The sequence below is a fragment of the Lipingzhangella rawalii genome (genome assembly GCF_031628175.1).
In the GTDB taxonomy this organism is placed as follows: Bacteria; Actinomycetota; Actinomycetes; order Streptosporangiales; family Streptosporangiaceae; genus Lipingzhangella_A; species Lipingzhangella_A rawalii.
The window spans coordinates 300,365-315,140 of sequence record NZ_JAVLVT010000001.1 but is presented as its reverse complement, the minus strand read 5'-3'; the positions used below and the strand labels follow the sequence as shown (position 1 = coordinate 315,140).

Sequence of the window (14,776 nt, the reverse complement as noted above, 5' to 3'; positions counted from 1 at the left end):
ACAAATCAGACACCCCACCACTACCGTCGATGCGCATTACGAATCGAAATATGATCACTACAAATAGCCACAGCCCCTGGTGGAGGTGATTAGCCTGGACACATGCCCCAGAACGAGGCCCCCCTCCGTGGCGGCACCACAAACGCAGATCTGTGGAATCGTCCGGATGTCGCACGCGCCCTGAGCACATGTGACTTCCCCACACTCTTGGAAACGGTGCGTTGTGCCCGCGGCTGGTCCCAGGCCGATCTGGCTCAGGCCGTCGGGTACTCCCAAAGCTGGGTCTCCCGCGTCGTCAATGCCCGCCAGTCCCTGACGCTGGACCAGGTCGTGGAACTGAGTACCCGGCTGGACATCCCCCTGCATCTCCTCCGGTTCTCCGACCAACCGACCGCTCCGACTGCTGCCGGCCGTGCCGGTGTTCCCGCACGCACACAGGCACAGGCACAGGCACAGGCACTGCGCGGTTCCCCCACCCGACCACCGGTGGGCATGGCCACCGAGACCGGACCTGGTAGCCACCCCACCGCACAACGAATCTGCGCGATCACCGGAAGCCAGCGCCGGCTGGAGGGCAGCCTGCCCGCCCACGATCTGGCTCGGTCAGCGGTAGCCCATCTGGAACTCTCCGGGCGCACCCTTGCCCGGGCCCAACGTGCTTCCGCACCCGGGGTCACCGAGATCGCCGCGGCCGCCAGCGAGGCGGCCGGCCTGGCTGCGTGGCTGCACACCGACATGGGCGACGCCGGATCGGCGCGCGGCTACTACCGACTTGCGGTGCGCCGTGCCCGCCAGGCCCGCAACGGTCTACTCACCGCCTACATGATGGGCAGCCTCGCGGCATTCGAAATCGAGGAGGATGAGGTCGACCTCGGACTGTCTCTGGCCGAATCGGCGGGCCGATTTCTGGGGCCGAGCGCGCACCCGACTGCCCGCGCCTGGTTGAGCTGTGTGCGGGCACTCGCACACAGCTCAGGCGGCGACGTGCCAGCCGCCCGCTCCGAGCTCGCCGCGGCCGAACGCTGCGCGGAACACTCCAGCAACACCGATCCGCCCTGGCCCTGGGTGTTTCCCTTCGACGGTGCGAAGCTGGCCCGCTACCGTGCCCAGGCAGCGACACGGTCCGGTCGCTCCGCCGAAGCATTACAGACCTTCGTGGACGCCTTCCAGCGCACCGTGGTGCCCCCAAAGCAGCGGGCGGTCCTGCTCGTCGAGTGGGCCCAGGCCCACCGCGACTCCGGGGGTGTCGACGCGGCGTTCCGGCTCGCCGCAGAAGCGCTGAGCCTCGGTGTCACCTACCGTTCCGAACGTGTCATCAGCAGGGTCCGCCGGTTCCGCCGCTCCTACCGTGGTCCGCACCCGCGGGAGGCGAAGGAACTCGACGCCCGCCTGGCGGAACTCGCCGCGGGCGTTACCGGAGCCGTGTCTCAGGGAGAGGACGAGTGAGACGCATCGCTGTCACTGGCCATCGCGCACTGCCCACAACTGCGATCCCCATCATCGCGCGACACATCCGCAGGCACCTACGGGAGCGGGCTCAGGTGCTGAGCGACGAAACACGTGGGCCCACTGGCCTGACCGGGCTGTCCTGTCTCGCGGACGGGGCGGACACTCTGTTCGCCACCGAGTTGCTGGCCCTCGGTGGCAGCCTGGAGGTGATCGTCCCCGCCCGGACGTATCGCGACGAGCTTCCGGATCAGCACCATCCGCGCTATGACGAGCTCCTCGCCCAGGCGACGCACGTCCACCGGCTGGCCTATCCCGAGTCAACGCCCCAGGCGCACCTCGCCGCCAGCCAATACATGGTGGACCACGCCGAGGAACTCGTGGCCGTGTGGGACGGACTCCCGGCCCGCGGTCCGGGGGGCACCGCCGACGTGGTCGCCTACGCGCACCGACGCCAGGTTCCGGTCACCGTCATCTGGCCGGAAGGGACCGTGCGCTAGTCCCCGGAGCGGGAGAGAGCACTGTTGACGTCCCGAACGTAGAGCACACCCACCGGGCTGCCGTCCGCACCCAGGACGAGATGCTCCGCACGCGGATGCCGACGCAGCTGTGCGAGCAGATCCTCACCGGCCAGGTCCCAGGAGAGCCCATCCGCCTGGCTCACCGAGCGGGCCACATCGGCCACGGGCACCCAGGGACGGCGGGACTCGGGGACCGCCTGCACCGCCGGATCACTGACAATGGAGGTTGCCCGACCGGCCGCGTCCACCACCACAATGACCTCGGCCCCGGACTGCGACCGGCGTCGCCACGCCTCGGCCACGGAAGTGTCCGCACGAACCAGAACGACGGCGCGGGCCAGTCGCCCCGCATGGAGACTCGGCACGCGCTCCCGTAGCCGGGCCGAGCGCAGGGCCGACGTCGCACCCATCCACATGAAGGCACCGAGCAGCACCGCCCACAGCACCCCGAAGACATTCGGAGCGCTACCGGCACCCCAGGCGAACAGGAACGGCAGCGCGACCACACCTACCGCCAGGGCCCGTCCCACCGCCGCCGCGATCAGGGTCCCGGTTCCCGGACGGGCGGTGAGCCCCCACACGCCGGCACGCAGGATTCGTCCCCCGTCCAGGGGGAGGCCCGGCAACAGGTTGAACACCCCGACCAACAGGTTGGCAACCCACAACTGCCAGGTCAGCACGCCCACCACGGTCACCGGATCCATCGCCTGGTAGGCCAGCCACCCGCCGGCTCCCAAGGCCAGGGACAGGAGCGGGCCGGACACCGCGATCCAGAACTCCTGGCGGGCCAGCGGAGCCTCGCGTTCGATCTCCGAGACACCACCCAGCATATACAGCCGGATCTGCCGGACCGGAAGCCCGTAGGCCCGGGCCACAAGTGAGTGCGCGAGCTCGTGCACCAGAACCGACAGGTACAACAGCACGGCGAAGGCGAACGCGATGGCGTAGGACAACGCCCCCAGGGCCAAGGTGCGATCGATCATTGGTTGGAAGAGCACGGTGATGATGGCCGCGATAATCAGCCAGGAGGGCGACACATAGACGGGAATTCCGAACGGCCTGCCCATGAGGAGCCCTTGGCGCTGTCCGCCACGCCGGGCCCGGGCGCCCGTGTCCGCACTCGACGTTCCTGATCCGTGTTCCGCCACGTAATCCAGGCTACGTGCTTCACGACGGTCCCCGATGGCAGTGACGACCCCACCCCGAAACCGCGGACGTGGCTCGGAAGAACAGGCCACGAACGATGCACGGACTCCCCGGTCGGCCCCCGACGGTTCGATCCGCGCGGACGTGGCTCGGGGCGAGGTCCGTTAAGGTCTCGGGCATGGTCACCTCCACCAGTTCCAGCGCGGTGCCCGCCGTGCTGTCTCCCTCCCGGGCTCTCGATTTCCTCCAGTGCCCGCTTCTGTTCCGCTTCCGCACCATCGACCGGCTACCCGAGGAACCGAAACCCGCGGCGGTGCGTGGCACGCTGGTGCATGCCGTGCTGGAGCGACTGTACGAACTTCCGGCTCCCGACCGGACCCAGGCGCGGGCACTGGAGCTGGTAGGCCCCGAGTGGGAGGCCCTGCAAGAGAACCAGCCCCAGCTGCGGGAGCTGTTCGACGACGCCTCGGAGCGCACCTCCTGGCTGGAGGAGGCGCGGCGGGCGGTACGGCGCTACTTCACCATGGAGGACCCGGGACGCCTGGAACCACACCGGCGCGAACTCAGACTGGAGGTCACGCTGGAGTCCGGGCTGCGGCTGCGTGGCTATGTGGATCGACTGGACGTGGCCTCGGCCGGAATCCGGGTCGTCGACTACAAGACGGGCCGTGCCCCCCACCCCAAATACACCGACAAGTCGCGGCTCCAGATCTACCTGTACGCGCTCATGGTCTGGCGGGAGCTCGGGGAGATTCCACGGCGGCTCCAGCTCATGTTCCTCGGGGATGGTGGATGGCTGTGGTACGAGCCCACCGAACAGGAACTCCTCGATGTCGAAGCGGAGATCACCGGTATCTGGCGCCGGATCGAGGCCACCGCCCACACGGGTGACTGGCGTCCCAAGCGCAGCAAGCTCTGTGCGTGGTGCGACCATCAGGCCCACTGTCCCGAATTCGGGGGTACTCCGCCTCCGCTCCCCCAGGAATCCTCCGTGGGCAGGAGCGAGGATCCCCCCGGGTGAGGGTGTGTTGGCCCCGCCACGACGCCTACCGTGACTGGTGTGCAGCCCGCTGAACACCGTGCTCCCGCCGAGGGTCGCTGGATGGCCCTGTTCGCCCGAGTCCGCGACGCCGACCCCAGGCTCCGTACCTGGTCGGTCAACGCCCTACTCGTCGCGGCTCTGCTCCTGGCCCACCTGGTCTCCTGGCCGCACGTTGCCCGGGAATTGTCCGCGGCCCACCCTGCGACCTACGAGCCCCAGAACTGGTTGTGGCCCGCCCTCGCTTCCGGCCTGCTGGCGCCGGTGGTGCTTGCTCGTCGCCGGCTACCGCTGACCACTCTGGTGGTATTCGCCGCGGGTGGGGCCGCTGCTGAGCTTGCCGGGATCTACACCTGGACCGTGGTCGCCCTGGGGATGGTGGTGGCCAGCCACAGCATCGGCCGCTACCTCGCACTCGCCCGGTCCCTGCTGTCCCTGGTGGCCGCGCTGGCCGTTGAAGCGACCCGGGCACTGATACAGACCGGCCTCGGGGGCTGGGTCCCCTCCGCGCTCTTCCTCACCCTGCTCGTGGGCGCCTGGTGGGCCGGGCGGCTGGGACGGCTGCGCTCGTTCCACCTCGCTGAGCTGCGGGCGCATTCCGAGCGGCTGGAGCTGGCCCGGGACGCACACACCCGGGCGATTCTGGCCGAGGAACGATCCCGAATCGCCCGCGAACTCCACGATGTCGTCGCCCACCACGTGAGCGTGATGACGGTCCAGGCAACGGCGGGACGGCGGGTGATCCAGCGGGACCCCGAACAGGCAGGTGAGACGCTCCTCGAAATCGAGACAACCGGACGCCAGGCCCTGGCCGAGATGCGGCGTCTCGTCGGCGTTCTCCGCAGCGCGGAGCCGCCGTCCACGTCCGAGCCCCCGGACCAAGTCCTGCCCCAGGAAGCAGACACCGCCCCCCAGCCCGGGCTGGACGACCTCGAGGGGCTGGTCCGCCAGGTTCGGGACGCGGGCCTGCACGCGAGGCTGCACGTGGACCACAGCGAGGATGCCCACGGCCATCGCCGTCAGCTACCCGCCGGACTGGAACTGACCCTGTACCGACTTACCCAGGAGTCGCTGACCAACGTACTCAAGCACTCGGGAGCGGGGACTCACGTCTCGGTCACCCTGCGCTTCAGCCACGCCACAGTGGCGCTGGAGATCAACGACGACGGTTCCGGATCCGGGGCCACGAACACCGAAGTAGTGGACAGCCCCGGGCACGGCCTCCTGGGTATGGCCGAACGGGTAGCGTTGTTCGACGGGGAACTCACTGCCCACCCCCACCCTGACGGTGGATTCCTCGTTCAGGCTCGTGTTCCACTGCCGGCAGCCGTGCGCCATACAGGAGAATAGCGGCATGTCTAGCCCCACTGCCTGTGTCCGGGTCCTGCTCGTCGACGATCAACCGCTGTTGCGCACCGGCTTCCGGATGATCCTGGACGCGGAGTCCCGATTGACGGTGGTCGGTGAGGCCTCAGACGGAGCCGACGCCGTACGGGCCACCAAACGTCTGGTTCCCGACGTGATCCTGATGGACGTGCGGATGCCCGGGACCGACGGGATCGACGCCACTCGCGAAATCGTGTCCTGGGCCAGGGGGAACCAGCGGGCCGTGCGGGTCCTCATTCTGACCACGTTCGACCTCGACGAGTACGTGGTCGAGGCACTGCGTGTCGGCGCCAGCGGCTTCATGCTGAAGGACGCCCCACCGGAGGATCTGGTCAACGCGATCGAGGTGGTGGCCGACGGGGCCGCGATCGTGGCCCCCACCGTAACCCGGCGCCTGCTGGACCGGTTCGCAGACCGCCTACCGTCCGTGGGCGGGGAAACCCGCGCCCAGGCCGAGCACCTCACCGAACGTGAACGGGAGGTGCTCCAGCTGGTCGCCCGTGGGCTGTCCAACTCCGAGATCGCGCGCTCCCTTGTGGTCAGCGAAACCACGGTCAAGACCCATGTCGGCAACGTCCTGACGAAACTCCAGCTGCGCGACCGCGTGCAGGCCGTGATTCACGCCTACGAAATCGGGCTGGTCCGTCCCGGCGACGACGGTGGATCCGGCCCGGAGCCCGGACCATCGCAGCAACCGCGGTGACCGAGGTCACTGCGGGTAAGCACCGGCATGGGGCAACTCCACGGCCGACAACGGCGTCTCACAACGGTCACAGCCGGGATCGAGGAGGAAACGCAGATGGCGCGACGGCCACGGCGGCCGAGTCCACCGACGGATGGGACATTCCTGAGCCGGATCCGGGAATGGCGCGCCGGTTCGGGCCCCGAGGTTCCCGCTGACGGCCTGGACGAGGAAACCACCCTTCCGGACCCGCGGGCGATCGACCTGATTCTTCGTGTAGGCGAGCTCCTGCTGGCCAGTGGCGAGGGCACCGAAGCCGTCAGCGAGGCGATGTTGAGCCTGTCGGTGGCCTTCGAGCTTCCCCGCAGTGAAGTGTCGGTGACGTTCACTGCGATCACTCTGTCCTGTCACCCCGGCAGTGACCAGCCACCGGTCACGGGAGAGCGGGTGGTGCGGCGCCGTAGCCTGGACTATTTCCGTGTCACCGAACTGCACATCCTCGTACAGGACGCCGCGCTCGGCCAGCTGGAGTTGGAAGGGGCGATCGAACGGCTTCGCGCGATCAAACGCGCGCAGCCGCCCTATGCGAGCTGGGTGCTCGTCAGTGGCTTCGGGCTGATCGCCTCCAGCGCCAGCGTGATGATGGGCGGTGGAATTCTCGTCGCGGCGGTGGCCTTCCTCGCCACGGTCCTGGGTGACCGCGTCGCCGCCTATCTGGCCAGACGGGGGGTGGCCGAGTTCTACCAGATGACCGCCGCTGCCGTCTGTGCGTCCTCGATCGGCGTGGCCCTGCTGTGGGTGGACTCCTGGGCTGGACTCGACGTTCACGCCGGGGCCGTGATCATCGGTAACATCATGGCACTTCTCCCCGGGCGGCCCCTGGTGGCCAGCCTCCAGGAAGGCATCAGTGGCACCTACGTCAGTGGCTCGGCCCGGCTGTTGGAAGTGTTCTTCACGCTGGGAGCGATCGTCTCCGGTGTCGGAGCCGTCGCCTACGTGGCGCTCCAGCTCGGGGTGAACATGCAGCTGGATGATCTCCCAATCGCGAGTACGGATCTGCGGTTGGGAGTGCTACTTCCGGTCCTGGTCGGCGCCGCCGGAATCGCTATGGCCTTCGCCGTGTCCCTGGCTGTCCCCGCGCGCATTCTGCCGGCGATCGGGGGAATGGGGATCCTCATCTGGCTCATCTACGCCATACTGCGTACTTCGCTGGGGGTGCCCACGGTTATCGCAACGGTGGGTGGCGCGATCGTGATCGGGATGATCGGACACTGGTTGGCGCGTCACGGGCAACGGCCGGTGCTGCCCTACCTGATCCCCTCGATCGCGCCGCTGCTGCCCGGAAGTATTCTCTACCGTGGCCTGATCGAGCTGAGCATGGGCGACGCCGCGCAGGGACTGCTGACCCTGGCTGAAGCTGTCGCCGTGGGTCTGGCACTCGGTGCCGGGGTCAATCTCGGTGGTGAACTGGTTCGCGCCTTCCAACGCGGTGGACTGGCCGGGGCGGGGCGGCGCAGTCGGCCCGCGGCCCGGCGTACCCGCGGCAGCTATTAGCTCCTCCGCGCGACGGCCAGGCGGGCACGTGCTGTGTCCCGAAACGGTGGCATCACTTCGGGACACCGTGCTGGCCGTCGTGGGGAAACGGTCCTGGCCAGGCCAGGGCGCGTTTCCCGCCCGCACCACGGCGCGGGTCGCCGCGCAGACCATTCCCGCTCCGGCCAGGCAACCCGCACGCCTACGCCGGGCCGCGGGCCGGCTGCGAGGTCCATCTCGTGCCCGGTGGGCCATGGTCCAGACGGCTCAACTGATACCACGGCGGCGCAGCAGTTCCTCGATGTCACTGAAGTCGTCACCGCTCTCGGAGCTGGCCGCCACCTGCTGCGGCTGCGCCTCGGATTCGCCCGCGGCACTGTTGTCCTCCGGGGGTGCCTCGGTTGTGGCGGCAGCACGTTTGCCCCGCCCCGAGGTGCCAAGGCCGCGAGCCTTCATGACCCCCGTGACCACGTACAACAGGACACCGAGGCCACCCACGGCGAATCCGGCCCACAGGATCGGGTTCAGAATGGAGCCGAACAGCGTGGACACGAATCCCCACAGTGCCTCGATGAGGCCGATCAGTCCGGCGGCAAGAGCCAGCAGTGACCAGGACACCCCCCGGAGGCCGTAGGCCGCACCTCGACGCCGCCACACCATCCAGGAGATGATCATCCCCACCAGGAAGAGGGTGGCACCCAACATCTCGCCCGCGTACTGAAACTCCTCACCCATGGCTCCAGTGTCGCACTCCGGATGCGGGCCGTGCATCCGGCGGCTCCCCTAGGGGAGCCGCCGGTGCGTGACTGCGGAGCAATCAGGCGTTGAAGTACTTCGCCTCGGGATGATGGATCACGATCGCGTCGGTCGCCTGCTCCGGGTGTAGCTGGAACTCCTCGGAGAGACTGACCCCGATCCGCTCCGGTTCGAGCAGCTGGGCGATCTTCGCACGGTCCTCCAGGTTGGGGCAGGCCCCGTAGCCGAGCGAGAACCGCGCACCCCGGTATCCGAGCTTGAAGAACTGCTCGATGTCCTCGGGGTCCTCCCCCGCGAATCCGAGTTCGGAACGAACCCGCGCGTGCCAGTACTCCGCGAGGGCCTCGGTGAGCTGGACGGACAGCCCATGCAGCTCGAGGTAGTCGCGGTAGGCGTTCTTCTCGAACAGCTCCTGGGTGGCGTTACTGATGGCACCACCCACGGTCACGATCTGGAACCCCACGACGTCGGTCTCTCCCGACTCCTTGGGGCGGAAGTAGTCGGACAGGCAGAGGTGGCGGTCCCGACGCTGGCGTGGGAAGGAGAACCGGGTGCGCTCGTCTCCGTCCTCAGTGAGGACCACGAGATCGTCACCCTCGCTGTAGCAGGGGTAGTAGCCGTAGACCACGGCCGCCTCGAGCAGCCCCTCGGTCTGGATGCGGTCCAGCCACATCCGCATCCGGGGACGTCCCTCTGTTTCGACGAGCTCCTCGTAGCTGGGCCCGTCGTCGGAACGGGCTCCCTTGAGCCCCCACTGCCCCATGAAGGTGGCGCGCTCGTCCAGATAGGCCGTGTAGTCGGCCAGGGGGATCCCCTTGCTGATCCGGTCGCCCCAGAACGGTGGGGTGGGTACCGGATTGTCGACGGAGACGTCGCTCCGGGCGGGCATGTCCTCCGGGGCGGTGACCTTGAGCTGGGCGCCGCCCTTGACCTTGCGCTTGCGCAGCTCGGGGAGCTCGGCTCCCTCCTCCCCGCGCTTCACGGCCATGACGGCGTCCATCAGCCGCAGCCCCTCGAAGGCGTCCTTGGCGTAGCGGACTTCCCCGTCGAACATCTCGGCGAGGTCCTCCTCCACGAAGGAGCGGGTCAGGGCCGCGCCCCCGAGCAGCACCGGATAGGTCTCGGCGATGCCCCGGTTGTTCATCTCCTGGAGGTTTTCCTTCATGATCACCGTGGACTTGACCAGGAGCCCGGACATCCCGATGACATCGGCCTTGTTCTCCTCGGCCGCTTCCAGGATCGCGTTCACCGGCTGCTTGATGCCGATGTTGACAACGTCGTAGCCGTTGTTGGACAGGATGATGTCCACGAGGTTCTTGCCGATGTCGTGCACGTCGCCCTTGACGGTGGCCAGCACGATCCGGCCCTTGCCCTCGTCGTCCTCCGACTTCTCCATGTGCGGCTCGAGGTGGGCCACGGCCGTCTTCATGGTCTCGGCGGACTTCAGCACGAAGGGAAGCTGCATCTCGCCGGAACCGAAGAGGTCACCGACCACCTTCATGCCGGCCAGGAGATGGTCGTTGACGATCTCCAGTGGCGCCTTCTCGGCCATGGCCTCGTCGAGGTCGGCCTCCATGCCATTCATCTCGCCGTCGATGATCCGCCGCTCCAGCCGATCCCACAGCGGCAGCGCGGCCAGTTCCTCGGCACGGGACGCCTTCATGGCCTGGGCGTCGACACCCTCGAACATGCCCATGAAGCGTTCCAGAGGGTCGTAGCCCTCCTCCCGACGGTCATAGATCATGTCCAGGGCGACCTGCCGCTGGTCGTCGGGGATCCGGTTCATCGGCAGGATCTTGGAGGCGTGCACGATCGCGGAATCGAGTCCGGCCTCCACGCACTCGTGCAGGAAGACCGAGTTCAGCACGATACGTGCGGCGGGATTGAGCCCGAAGGAGAGGTTGGACAACCCCAGGGTGGTCTGCACCTCGGGGTAGCGACGCTTGATCTCCCGAATCGCCTCGATGGTTTCGATGCCGTCGCGCCGGGTCTCCTCCTGGCCGGTGGCGATGGGGAAGGTCAGGGAGTCGATGACGATGTCACCGTGCCGCATCCCCCACTTGTTCACCAGCTCCTCGATGAGCCGGACAGCGACCCGAACCTTCCATTCCGCGGTCCGCGCCTGCCCGTCCTCGTCGATGGTGAGGCCAACGACGGCGGCACCGTGCTCCTTGATCACCGGCATCAGCCTGTTGATCTTGGAGTCCGGGCCGTCGCCATCCTCGTAGTTGACCGAGTTGATCACGGCGCGACCGCCGAGCATCTCCAGTCCGGCCTCCAGCACGGCCGGCTCGGTGGAGTCCAGCATGATCGGCAGGGTGGAGGCCGTGGCCAGTCGGGAGGCCAGCTCCTTCATGTCGGCAACGCCGTCCCGGCCCACATAGTCGACGTTGAGATCGAGCATGTGGGCACCGTCTCGGATCTGGTCCCGGGCGATTTCCACACAGTCGTCGTAGCGCTCTTCGACCATCGCCTCACGGAAGGCCTTGGATCCGTTGGCGTTGGTCCGCTCCCCCACAGCGAGGTAGCTGGCGTCCTGACGGAAGGGGATGCTCTGGTACAGGGAGGCGGAGGCCGGCTCGAGCCTGGAGTCGCGGGCCCGGACCTCGCGCCCGCCCACGCGCTCGACGACCTGGCGCAGGTGCTCGGGGGTGGTACCGCAGCACCCGCCGACCATGGACAGGCCGAACTCCTGGGTGAAGTTGTCGTGTGCGTCGGCGAGCTCCGGCGGGGTGAGCGGGTAGACCGCGCCCTCGGCACCGAGCTCCGGCAGCCCGGCATTGGGCATACAGGAGATGGGGATGGGCGAGTGCTGGGCCAGGTAGCGCAGGTGCTCGCTCATCTCGGCCGGGCCGGTGGCGCAGTTCAGGCCGATCATGTCGATACCGAGAGGCTCGAGTGCGGTCAGGGCCGCACCGATCTCGGATCCCAACAACATGGTGCCGGTCGTCTCGATCGTGACCTGGCCAATGATGACCGTGTCGGTGCCGGCGGCCGCGCGGGCCCGCTGGGCGCCGATGATGGCAGCCTTGGTCTGCAACAGGTCCTGGCAGGTCTCCACGAGGATGGAGTCGGCTCCACCGTCGATCAGACCCCGCGCACACTCCTGGTAGTAGTCACGCAGGGTGGCGAAGGGGGCGTGCCCCAGGCTGGGAAGCTTCGTGCCCGGCCCCATCGCACCGAGAACATATCGGGGGTGGTCGGGTGTGCTGTAGTCGTCGGCAACCTCACGGGCGATACGAGCGCCCGCCTCGGCGGTCTCGTAGGTACGCTCCGGAATGTCGTACTCAGCCAGAGCCGCGAAGTTACTGCCGAAGGTGTTGGTCTCCACGCAGTCCGAACCGACGGCGAAGAACGCTGCGTGTGTCTCCCGGACCACATCGGGTCGGGTGACGTTCAAAATCTCGTTGCAGCCTTCGTGTCCTTGGAAGTCGTCCAGGCTGAGGTCGTACGCCTGGAGCATCGTGCCCATGGCACCGTCGGCCACGATGACGCGTCGAGCGAGGGCATCTCGGAAAGAGAGTCGAGAACTCATGGGACACCACTCTACTGCGCGGCCTTTCGGCGCCCGCAGGGGGCTCCCGCCCGGACCGGGACGGGGCCACAGACCCGCAGGTCACAGCGCTTCCGTATCGGTCCGATTGAGAAGTGAGTAATGAACCAACCAAGTCCGGGCGCGGGGCACGGAACGCGACCGGGTCGTAGGGCGTAGGGTGGTCGTGGTTCCCTTCGGAGCTGAGCCTGCCGAGGCTGCGGGATGCGTAGTGTGGGTGGGTTGAACGCTCTGCCACGGGAGCCGGGTGTTGTTGGAATCGCGTTGAGGAGGCGGCCTGTGCCTGAGCTCGAGAGCGTACCCGAGCTCGTCGAGCCCGTCATGGTTGTCGCGTTCGAGGGCTGGAACGATGCCGGAGACGTCGCGAGCGGGGCGGTTGACCACCTGGCCACGACGTGGGACGCGCACAACCTGCTCACCCTGGACGCCGACGACTACTACGACTATCAGGTGGCCCGACCACGCACCAGTACCGTCGGCGGGGTGAGCCAAGGGGTGGTGTGGCCCTCGACCCGGGTCAGTGTTGCCCGTCCCGATGGCCAGCCCAGCGACATGGTCCTGGTCCGGGGTGTAGAGCCGAACATGCGCTGGCGGGGCTTCTCCAGCGACCTCCTCACCGTGGCTCGGGAGCTGGATGTTCGTCAGGTGGTTCTCCTCGGCGCGCTCCTCGCCGACGCTCCCCACACCCGCCCGGTCCCCGTGACGACGGTGGCCTCCAGTAGCGACCTGGCCCGATCCCTGAATCTCGAGCCCACGGCCTACGACGGCCCCACCGGAATTCTGGGGGTGCTCCAGGACACCTGTGCCGCGGCAGGTCTGGACTCGGTGGCGCTGTGGGCGGCCGTACCTCACTACTTCGCACAGCCGCCCTGCCCCAAGGGCACCCTGTCGCTCCTGCGGAAGGTGGAGGACATCCTGGATGTCACGATCCCGCTGGGTGACCTTCCGGAGGAGGCGCGCGCCTGGGAGCACGGCGTCGATGAGCTGGCGTCGGAGGATTCCGACATCGCCAGCTATGTCCGCAGCCTGGAGGAAGCCAAGGATGCTGCGGAGCTTCCCGAGGCCAGCGGAGACGCGATCGCCCGAGAATTCGAGCGTTACCTTCGTCGTCGCGACACGGGGCACAGTTAGGCTGCGTTGTGCCCCGGCTTCCGAGCCCCACGGACGCTCCCGAGCCATCCCGAGCCACGGAGCGACGACTCTGGGGAGCGAAGCCGCGCACACTGCGGTTCGTGGCGGATATGGCTGGGCCACCGGGGCTGTCGCGAGCGTCCTGCGCCCCTACGGGCTACGGGGCATCCACGTGCCGCTGTCCTCGTAGGGGTCGGGCCGGGACGCAGTCCGGTAATCGTTGGGCGTCCCCGGCCCGGGACAGAGTCGCTTAGGGCGACGGGGCGCCGGGGCTCCCCCTCGACTACAGGTGCACGCCCAGCAGGGCCGCCACGGTGTCACGGACGAGGGGTGGATGGTCCGCGCCCGCCCCAGCTGTGGCGGTGTCCTGCTCCGGAGTGGCCAGTGCTTGGTCCACCCACCGGTCCACGGCCGCCAGGGCTGTCGGCGTGTCGAGATCGTCTGCGAGAGCCGCCCGAACCTGCGCCAACACCGGGGCCGCATCCGGACCACTGGCCAGGGAAACCGCGGACCGCCACCGTCGCAGACGATGGGTCGCCGCCGTGAGCCCGTCCTCCGTCCAGTCCCAGGAACTGCGGTAGTGATGTGCGAGGAGAGCCAGCCGCACCGCCATGGGGTCGGCTCCCTGCCGCCGCAGGGCCGAGACGAACACCAGGTTTCCCAGGGACTTGGACATCTTCGCACCGTGCAGGCCCACGGCACCGACGTGCGTGTAGGCGCGTGCCGCACCACCCGGCGTGGCTGCCCGTGCCTCCGCTGCCCCCATCTCGTGGTGCGGGAACACAAGGTCGTCCCCACCCCCGTTGAGATCGAAGGCGGAACCCAACTCGTTGAGGGAGATCGCACTGCACTCGACGTGCCACCCGGGCCGCCCCCGCCCCAGGGGACTGTCCCACGCCGGCTCCCCCGGCCGCTCGGCACGCCACAGTAGCCAGTCCAGAGGATCCTTCTTTCCGGGACGCTGCGGATCCCCGCCACGTTCCCCGAACAACCGGAGCATGGTGGCCCGGTCCAGCCCACTCACCGAACCGAATCGGTCCGCCGCGGCCACCGAGAAATAGACGTCCCCGTCCACCTCGTAGGCGGCACCCGCCCGCCGGATCCGCTCGACAAGATCGGCGATCAACGACACGGACTCCACCACACCCACGAACGCTCGGGGCGGAAGCACCCCCAGAGCACTCATGTCGGCACGGTAAACTTCGATCTCCCGTTGGGCGAGCTCCCGCCAATCCTCCCCCTGGGCGTGCGCACGCTCCAGCAGCGGATCGTCCACGTCGGTGACGTTCTGCACGTAGTCGACGCGCAATCCCGCATCCCGCCACACGCGATTGACCAGATCAAAGGTGACGTAGGTGAAGGCGTGGCCAACGTGGGTCGCGTCATAGGGAGTGATGCCACAGACGTACATGCGTGCCGCAGGCCCGGGAGGAGCCGCACGTCGGGTTCCGGTGACACTGTCGTGCAGCAGGAGTGGGCTACCTGCTCCCGGCAGACGGGGCGGGTTGGCCGCGGACCAAGAGCGCATGGATCCCAGAATATCCGCCCCCACGCCCCGAAATCGCCCGACATCCCACGAACCG

At 68.1% G+C, this 14,776-nt stretch carries 11 protein-coding genes; 7 read left to right on the top strand and 4 right to left on the bottom strand.

Annotation, left to right across the window (positions count from 1 at the left end):
- Window positions 1–102: 102 nt before the first annotated feature.
- Together RIF23_RS01370 and RIF23_RS01365 are read left to right on the top strand one after the other, a co-directional pair.
- The gene (locus RIF23_RS01370; RefSeq protein ID WP_310910446.1) at window positions 103–1,446 is read left to right on the top strand and encodes a helix-turn-helix domain-containing protein; all 1,344 of its coding nucleotides are present in this window, start codon (window positions 103–105) and stop codon (window positions 1,444–1,446) included.
- Complete coding sequence (locus RIF23_RS01365; protein ID WP_310910445.1) at window positions 1,443–1,946, top strand: hypothetical protein; 504 nt, start codon at window positions 1,443–1,445, stop codon at window positions 1,944–1,946. Before RIF23_RS01370 ends, RIF23_RS01365 begins: the two co-directional genes overlap by 4 nt.
- On the opposite strand, the gene RIF23_RS01360 is transcribed toward RIF23_RS01365, so the two are convergent.
- Window positions 1,943–3,034, bottom strand: a complete 1,092-nt coding sequence (locus tag RIF23_RS01360) for a site-2 protease family protein (RefSeq protein WP_310910444.1) — start codon at window positions 3,032–3,034, stop codon at window positions 1,943–1,945. The genes RIF23_RS01365 and RIF23_RS01360 overlap by 4 nt on opposite strands.
- 257 nt (window positions 3,035–3,291) lie before the next feature.
- Here RIF23_RS01360 and RIF23_RS01355 point away from each other — a divergent pair, with 257 nt between their 5' ends.
- From RIF23_RS01355 to RIF23_RS01340, 4 genes are all read left to right on the top strand, one after another.
- The gene (locus tag RIF23_RS01355) at window positions 3,292–4,134 is read left to right on the top strand and encodes a RecB family exonuclease (RefSeq protein ID WP_310910443.1); all 843 of its coding nucleotides are present in this window, start codon (window positions 3,292–3,294) and stop codon (window positions 4,132–4,134) included.
- A gap of 81 nt (window positions 4,135–4,215) precedes the next feature.
- Window positions 4,216–5,502, top strand: a complete 1,287-nt coding sequence (locus RIF23_RS01350) for a sensor histidine kinase (RefSeq protein ID WP_310910442.1) — start codon at window positions 4,216–4,218, stop codon at window positions 5,500–5,502.
- A gap of 4 nt (window positions 5,503–5,506) precedes the next feature.
- Window positions 5,507–6,241: a response regulator transcription factor gene (locus RIF23_RS01345; protein ID WP_310910441.1), complete on the top strand. Its 735-nt coding sequence runs from the start codon at window positions 5,507–5,509 to the stop codon at window positions 6,239–6,241.
- A gap of 96 nt (window positions 6,242–6,337) precedes the next feature.
- Complete coding sequence (locus RIF23_RS01340; protein WP_310910440.1) at window positions 6,338–7,774, top strand: threonine/serine exporter family protein; 1,437 nt, start codon at window positions 6,338–6,340, stop codon at window positions 7,772–7,774.
- 246 nt (window positions 7,775–8,020) lie between these two features.
- On the opposite strand, the gene RIF23_RS01335 is transcribed toward RIF23_RS01340, so the two are convergent.
- A complete protein-coding gene (locus RIF23_RS01335; protein WP_310910439.1) occupies window positions 8,021–8,488 on the bottom strand; it encodes a cellulose synthase in 468 nt (155 codons plus the stop codon).
- An 82-nt stretch (window positions 8,489–8,570) separates the two neighbouring features.
- Window positions 8,571–12,044 carry a methionine synthase gene (gene metH, locus RIF23_RS01330; RefSeq protein ID WP_310910438.1) on the bottom strand — a complete coding sequence of 1,158 codons (3,474 nt, stop codon included), beginning with the start codon at window positions 12,042–12,044 and terminating at the stop codon, window positions 8,571–8,573.
- Between the two features lie 297 nt (window positions 12,045–12,341).
- Between metH and RIF23_RS01325 the strand changes: the two genes are divergently transcribed.
- Window positions 12,342–13,193 carry a PAC2 family protein gene (locus tag RIF23_RS01325; protein ID WP_310910437.1) on the top strand — a complete coding sequence of 284 codons (852 nt, stop codon included), beginning with the start codon at window positions 12,342–12,344 and terminating at the stop codon, window positions 13,191–13,193.
- A gap of 283 nt (window positions 13,194–13,476) precedes the next feature.
- Here the strand turns inward: RIF23_RS01325 and mshC are convergent, their stop codons facing one another.
- On the bottom strand, window positions 13,477–14,721 hold the full coding sequence (mshC, locus tag RIF23_RS01320; protein ID WP_310910435.1) for a cysteine--1-D-myo-inosityl 2-amino-2-deoxy-alpha-D-glucopyranoside ligase: 1,245 nt from the start codon (window positions 14,719–14,721) through the stop codon (window positions 13,477–13,479).
- Window positions 14,722–14,776: the final 55 nt, after the last annotated feature.

What these genes read in the sequence shown, in the direction of transcription:
- RIF23_RS01355 (WP_310910443.1), top strand. Translation starts at nt 3,292, where the DNA reads ATGGTCACCTCCACCAGTTCCAGCGCGGTGCCCGCCGTGCTGTCTCCC.
- RIF23_RS01360 (WP_310910444.1), bottom strand. Translation starts at nt 3,034, where the DNA reads ATGGGCAGGCCGTTCGGAATTCCCGTCTATGTGTCGCCCTCCTGGCTG.
- mshC (WP_310910435.1), bottom strand. Translation starts at nt 14,721, where the DNA reads ATGCGCTCTTGGTCCGCGGCCAACCCGCCCCGTCTGCCGGGAGCAGGT.
- RIF23_RS01370 (WP_310910446.1), top strand. Translation starts at nt 103, where the DNA reads ATGCCCCAGAACGAGGCCCCCCTCCGTGGCGGCACCACAAACGCAGAT.
- RIF23_RS01335 (WP_310910439.1), bottom strand. Translation starts at nt 8,488, where the DNA reads ATGGGTGAGGAGTTTCAGTACGCGGGCGAGATGTTGGGTGCCACCCTC.
- RIF23_RS01340 (WP_310910440.1), top strand. Translation starts at nt 6,338, where the DNA reads ATGGCGCGACGGCCACGGCGGCCGAGTCCACCGACGGATGGGACATTC.
- RIF23_RS01345 (WP_310910441.1), top strand. Translation starts at nt 5,507, where the DNA reads ATGTCTAGCCCCACTGCCTGTGTCCGGGTCCTGCTCGTCGACGATCAA.
- metH (WP_310910438.1), bottom strand. Translation starts at nt 12,044, where the DNA reads ATGAGTTCTCGACTCTCTTTCCGAGATGCCCTCGCTCGACGCGTCATC.
- RIF23_RS01350 (WP_310910442.1), top strand. Translation starts at nt 4,216, where the DNA reads ATGGCCCTGTTCGCCCGAGTCCGCGACGCCGACCCCAGGCTCCGTACC.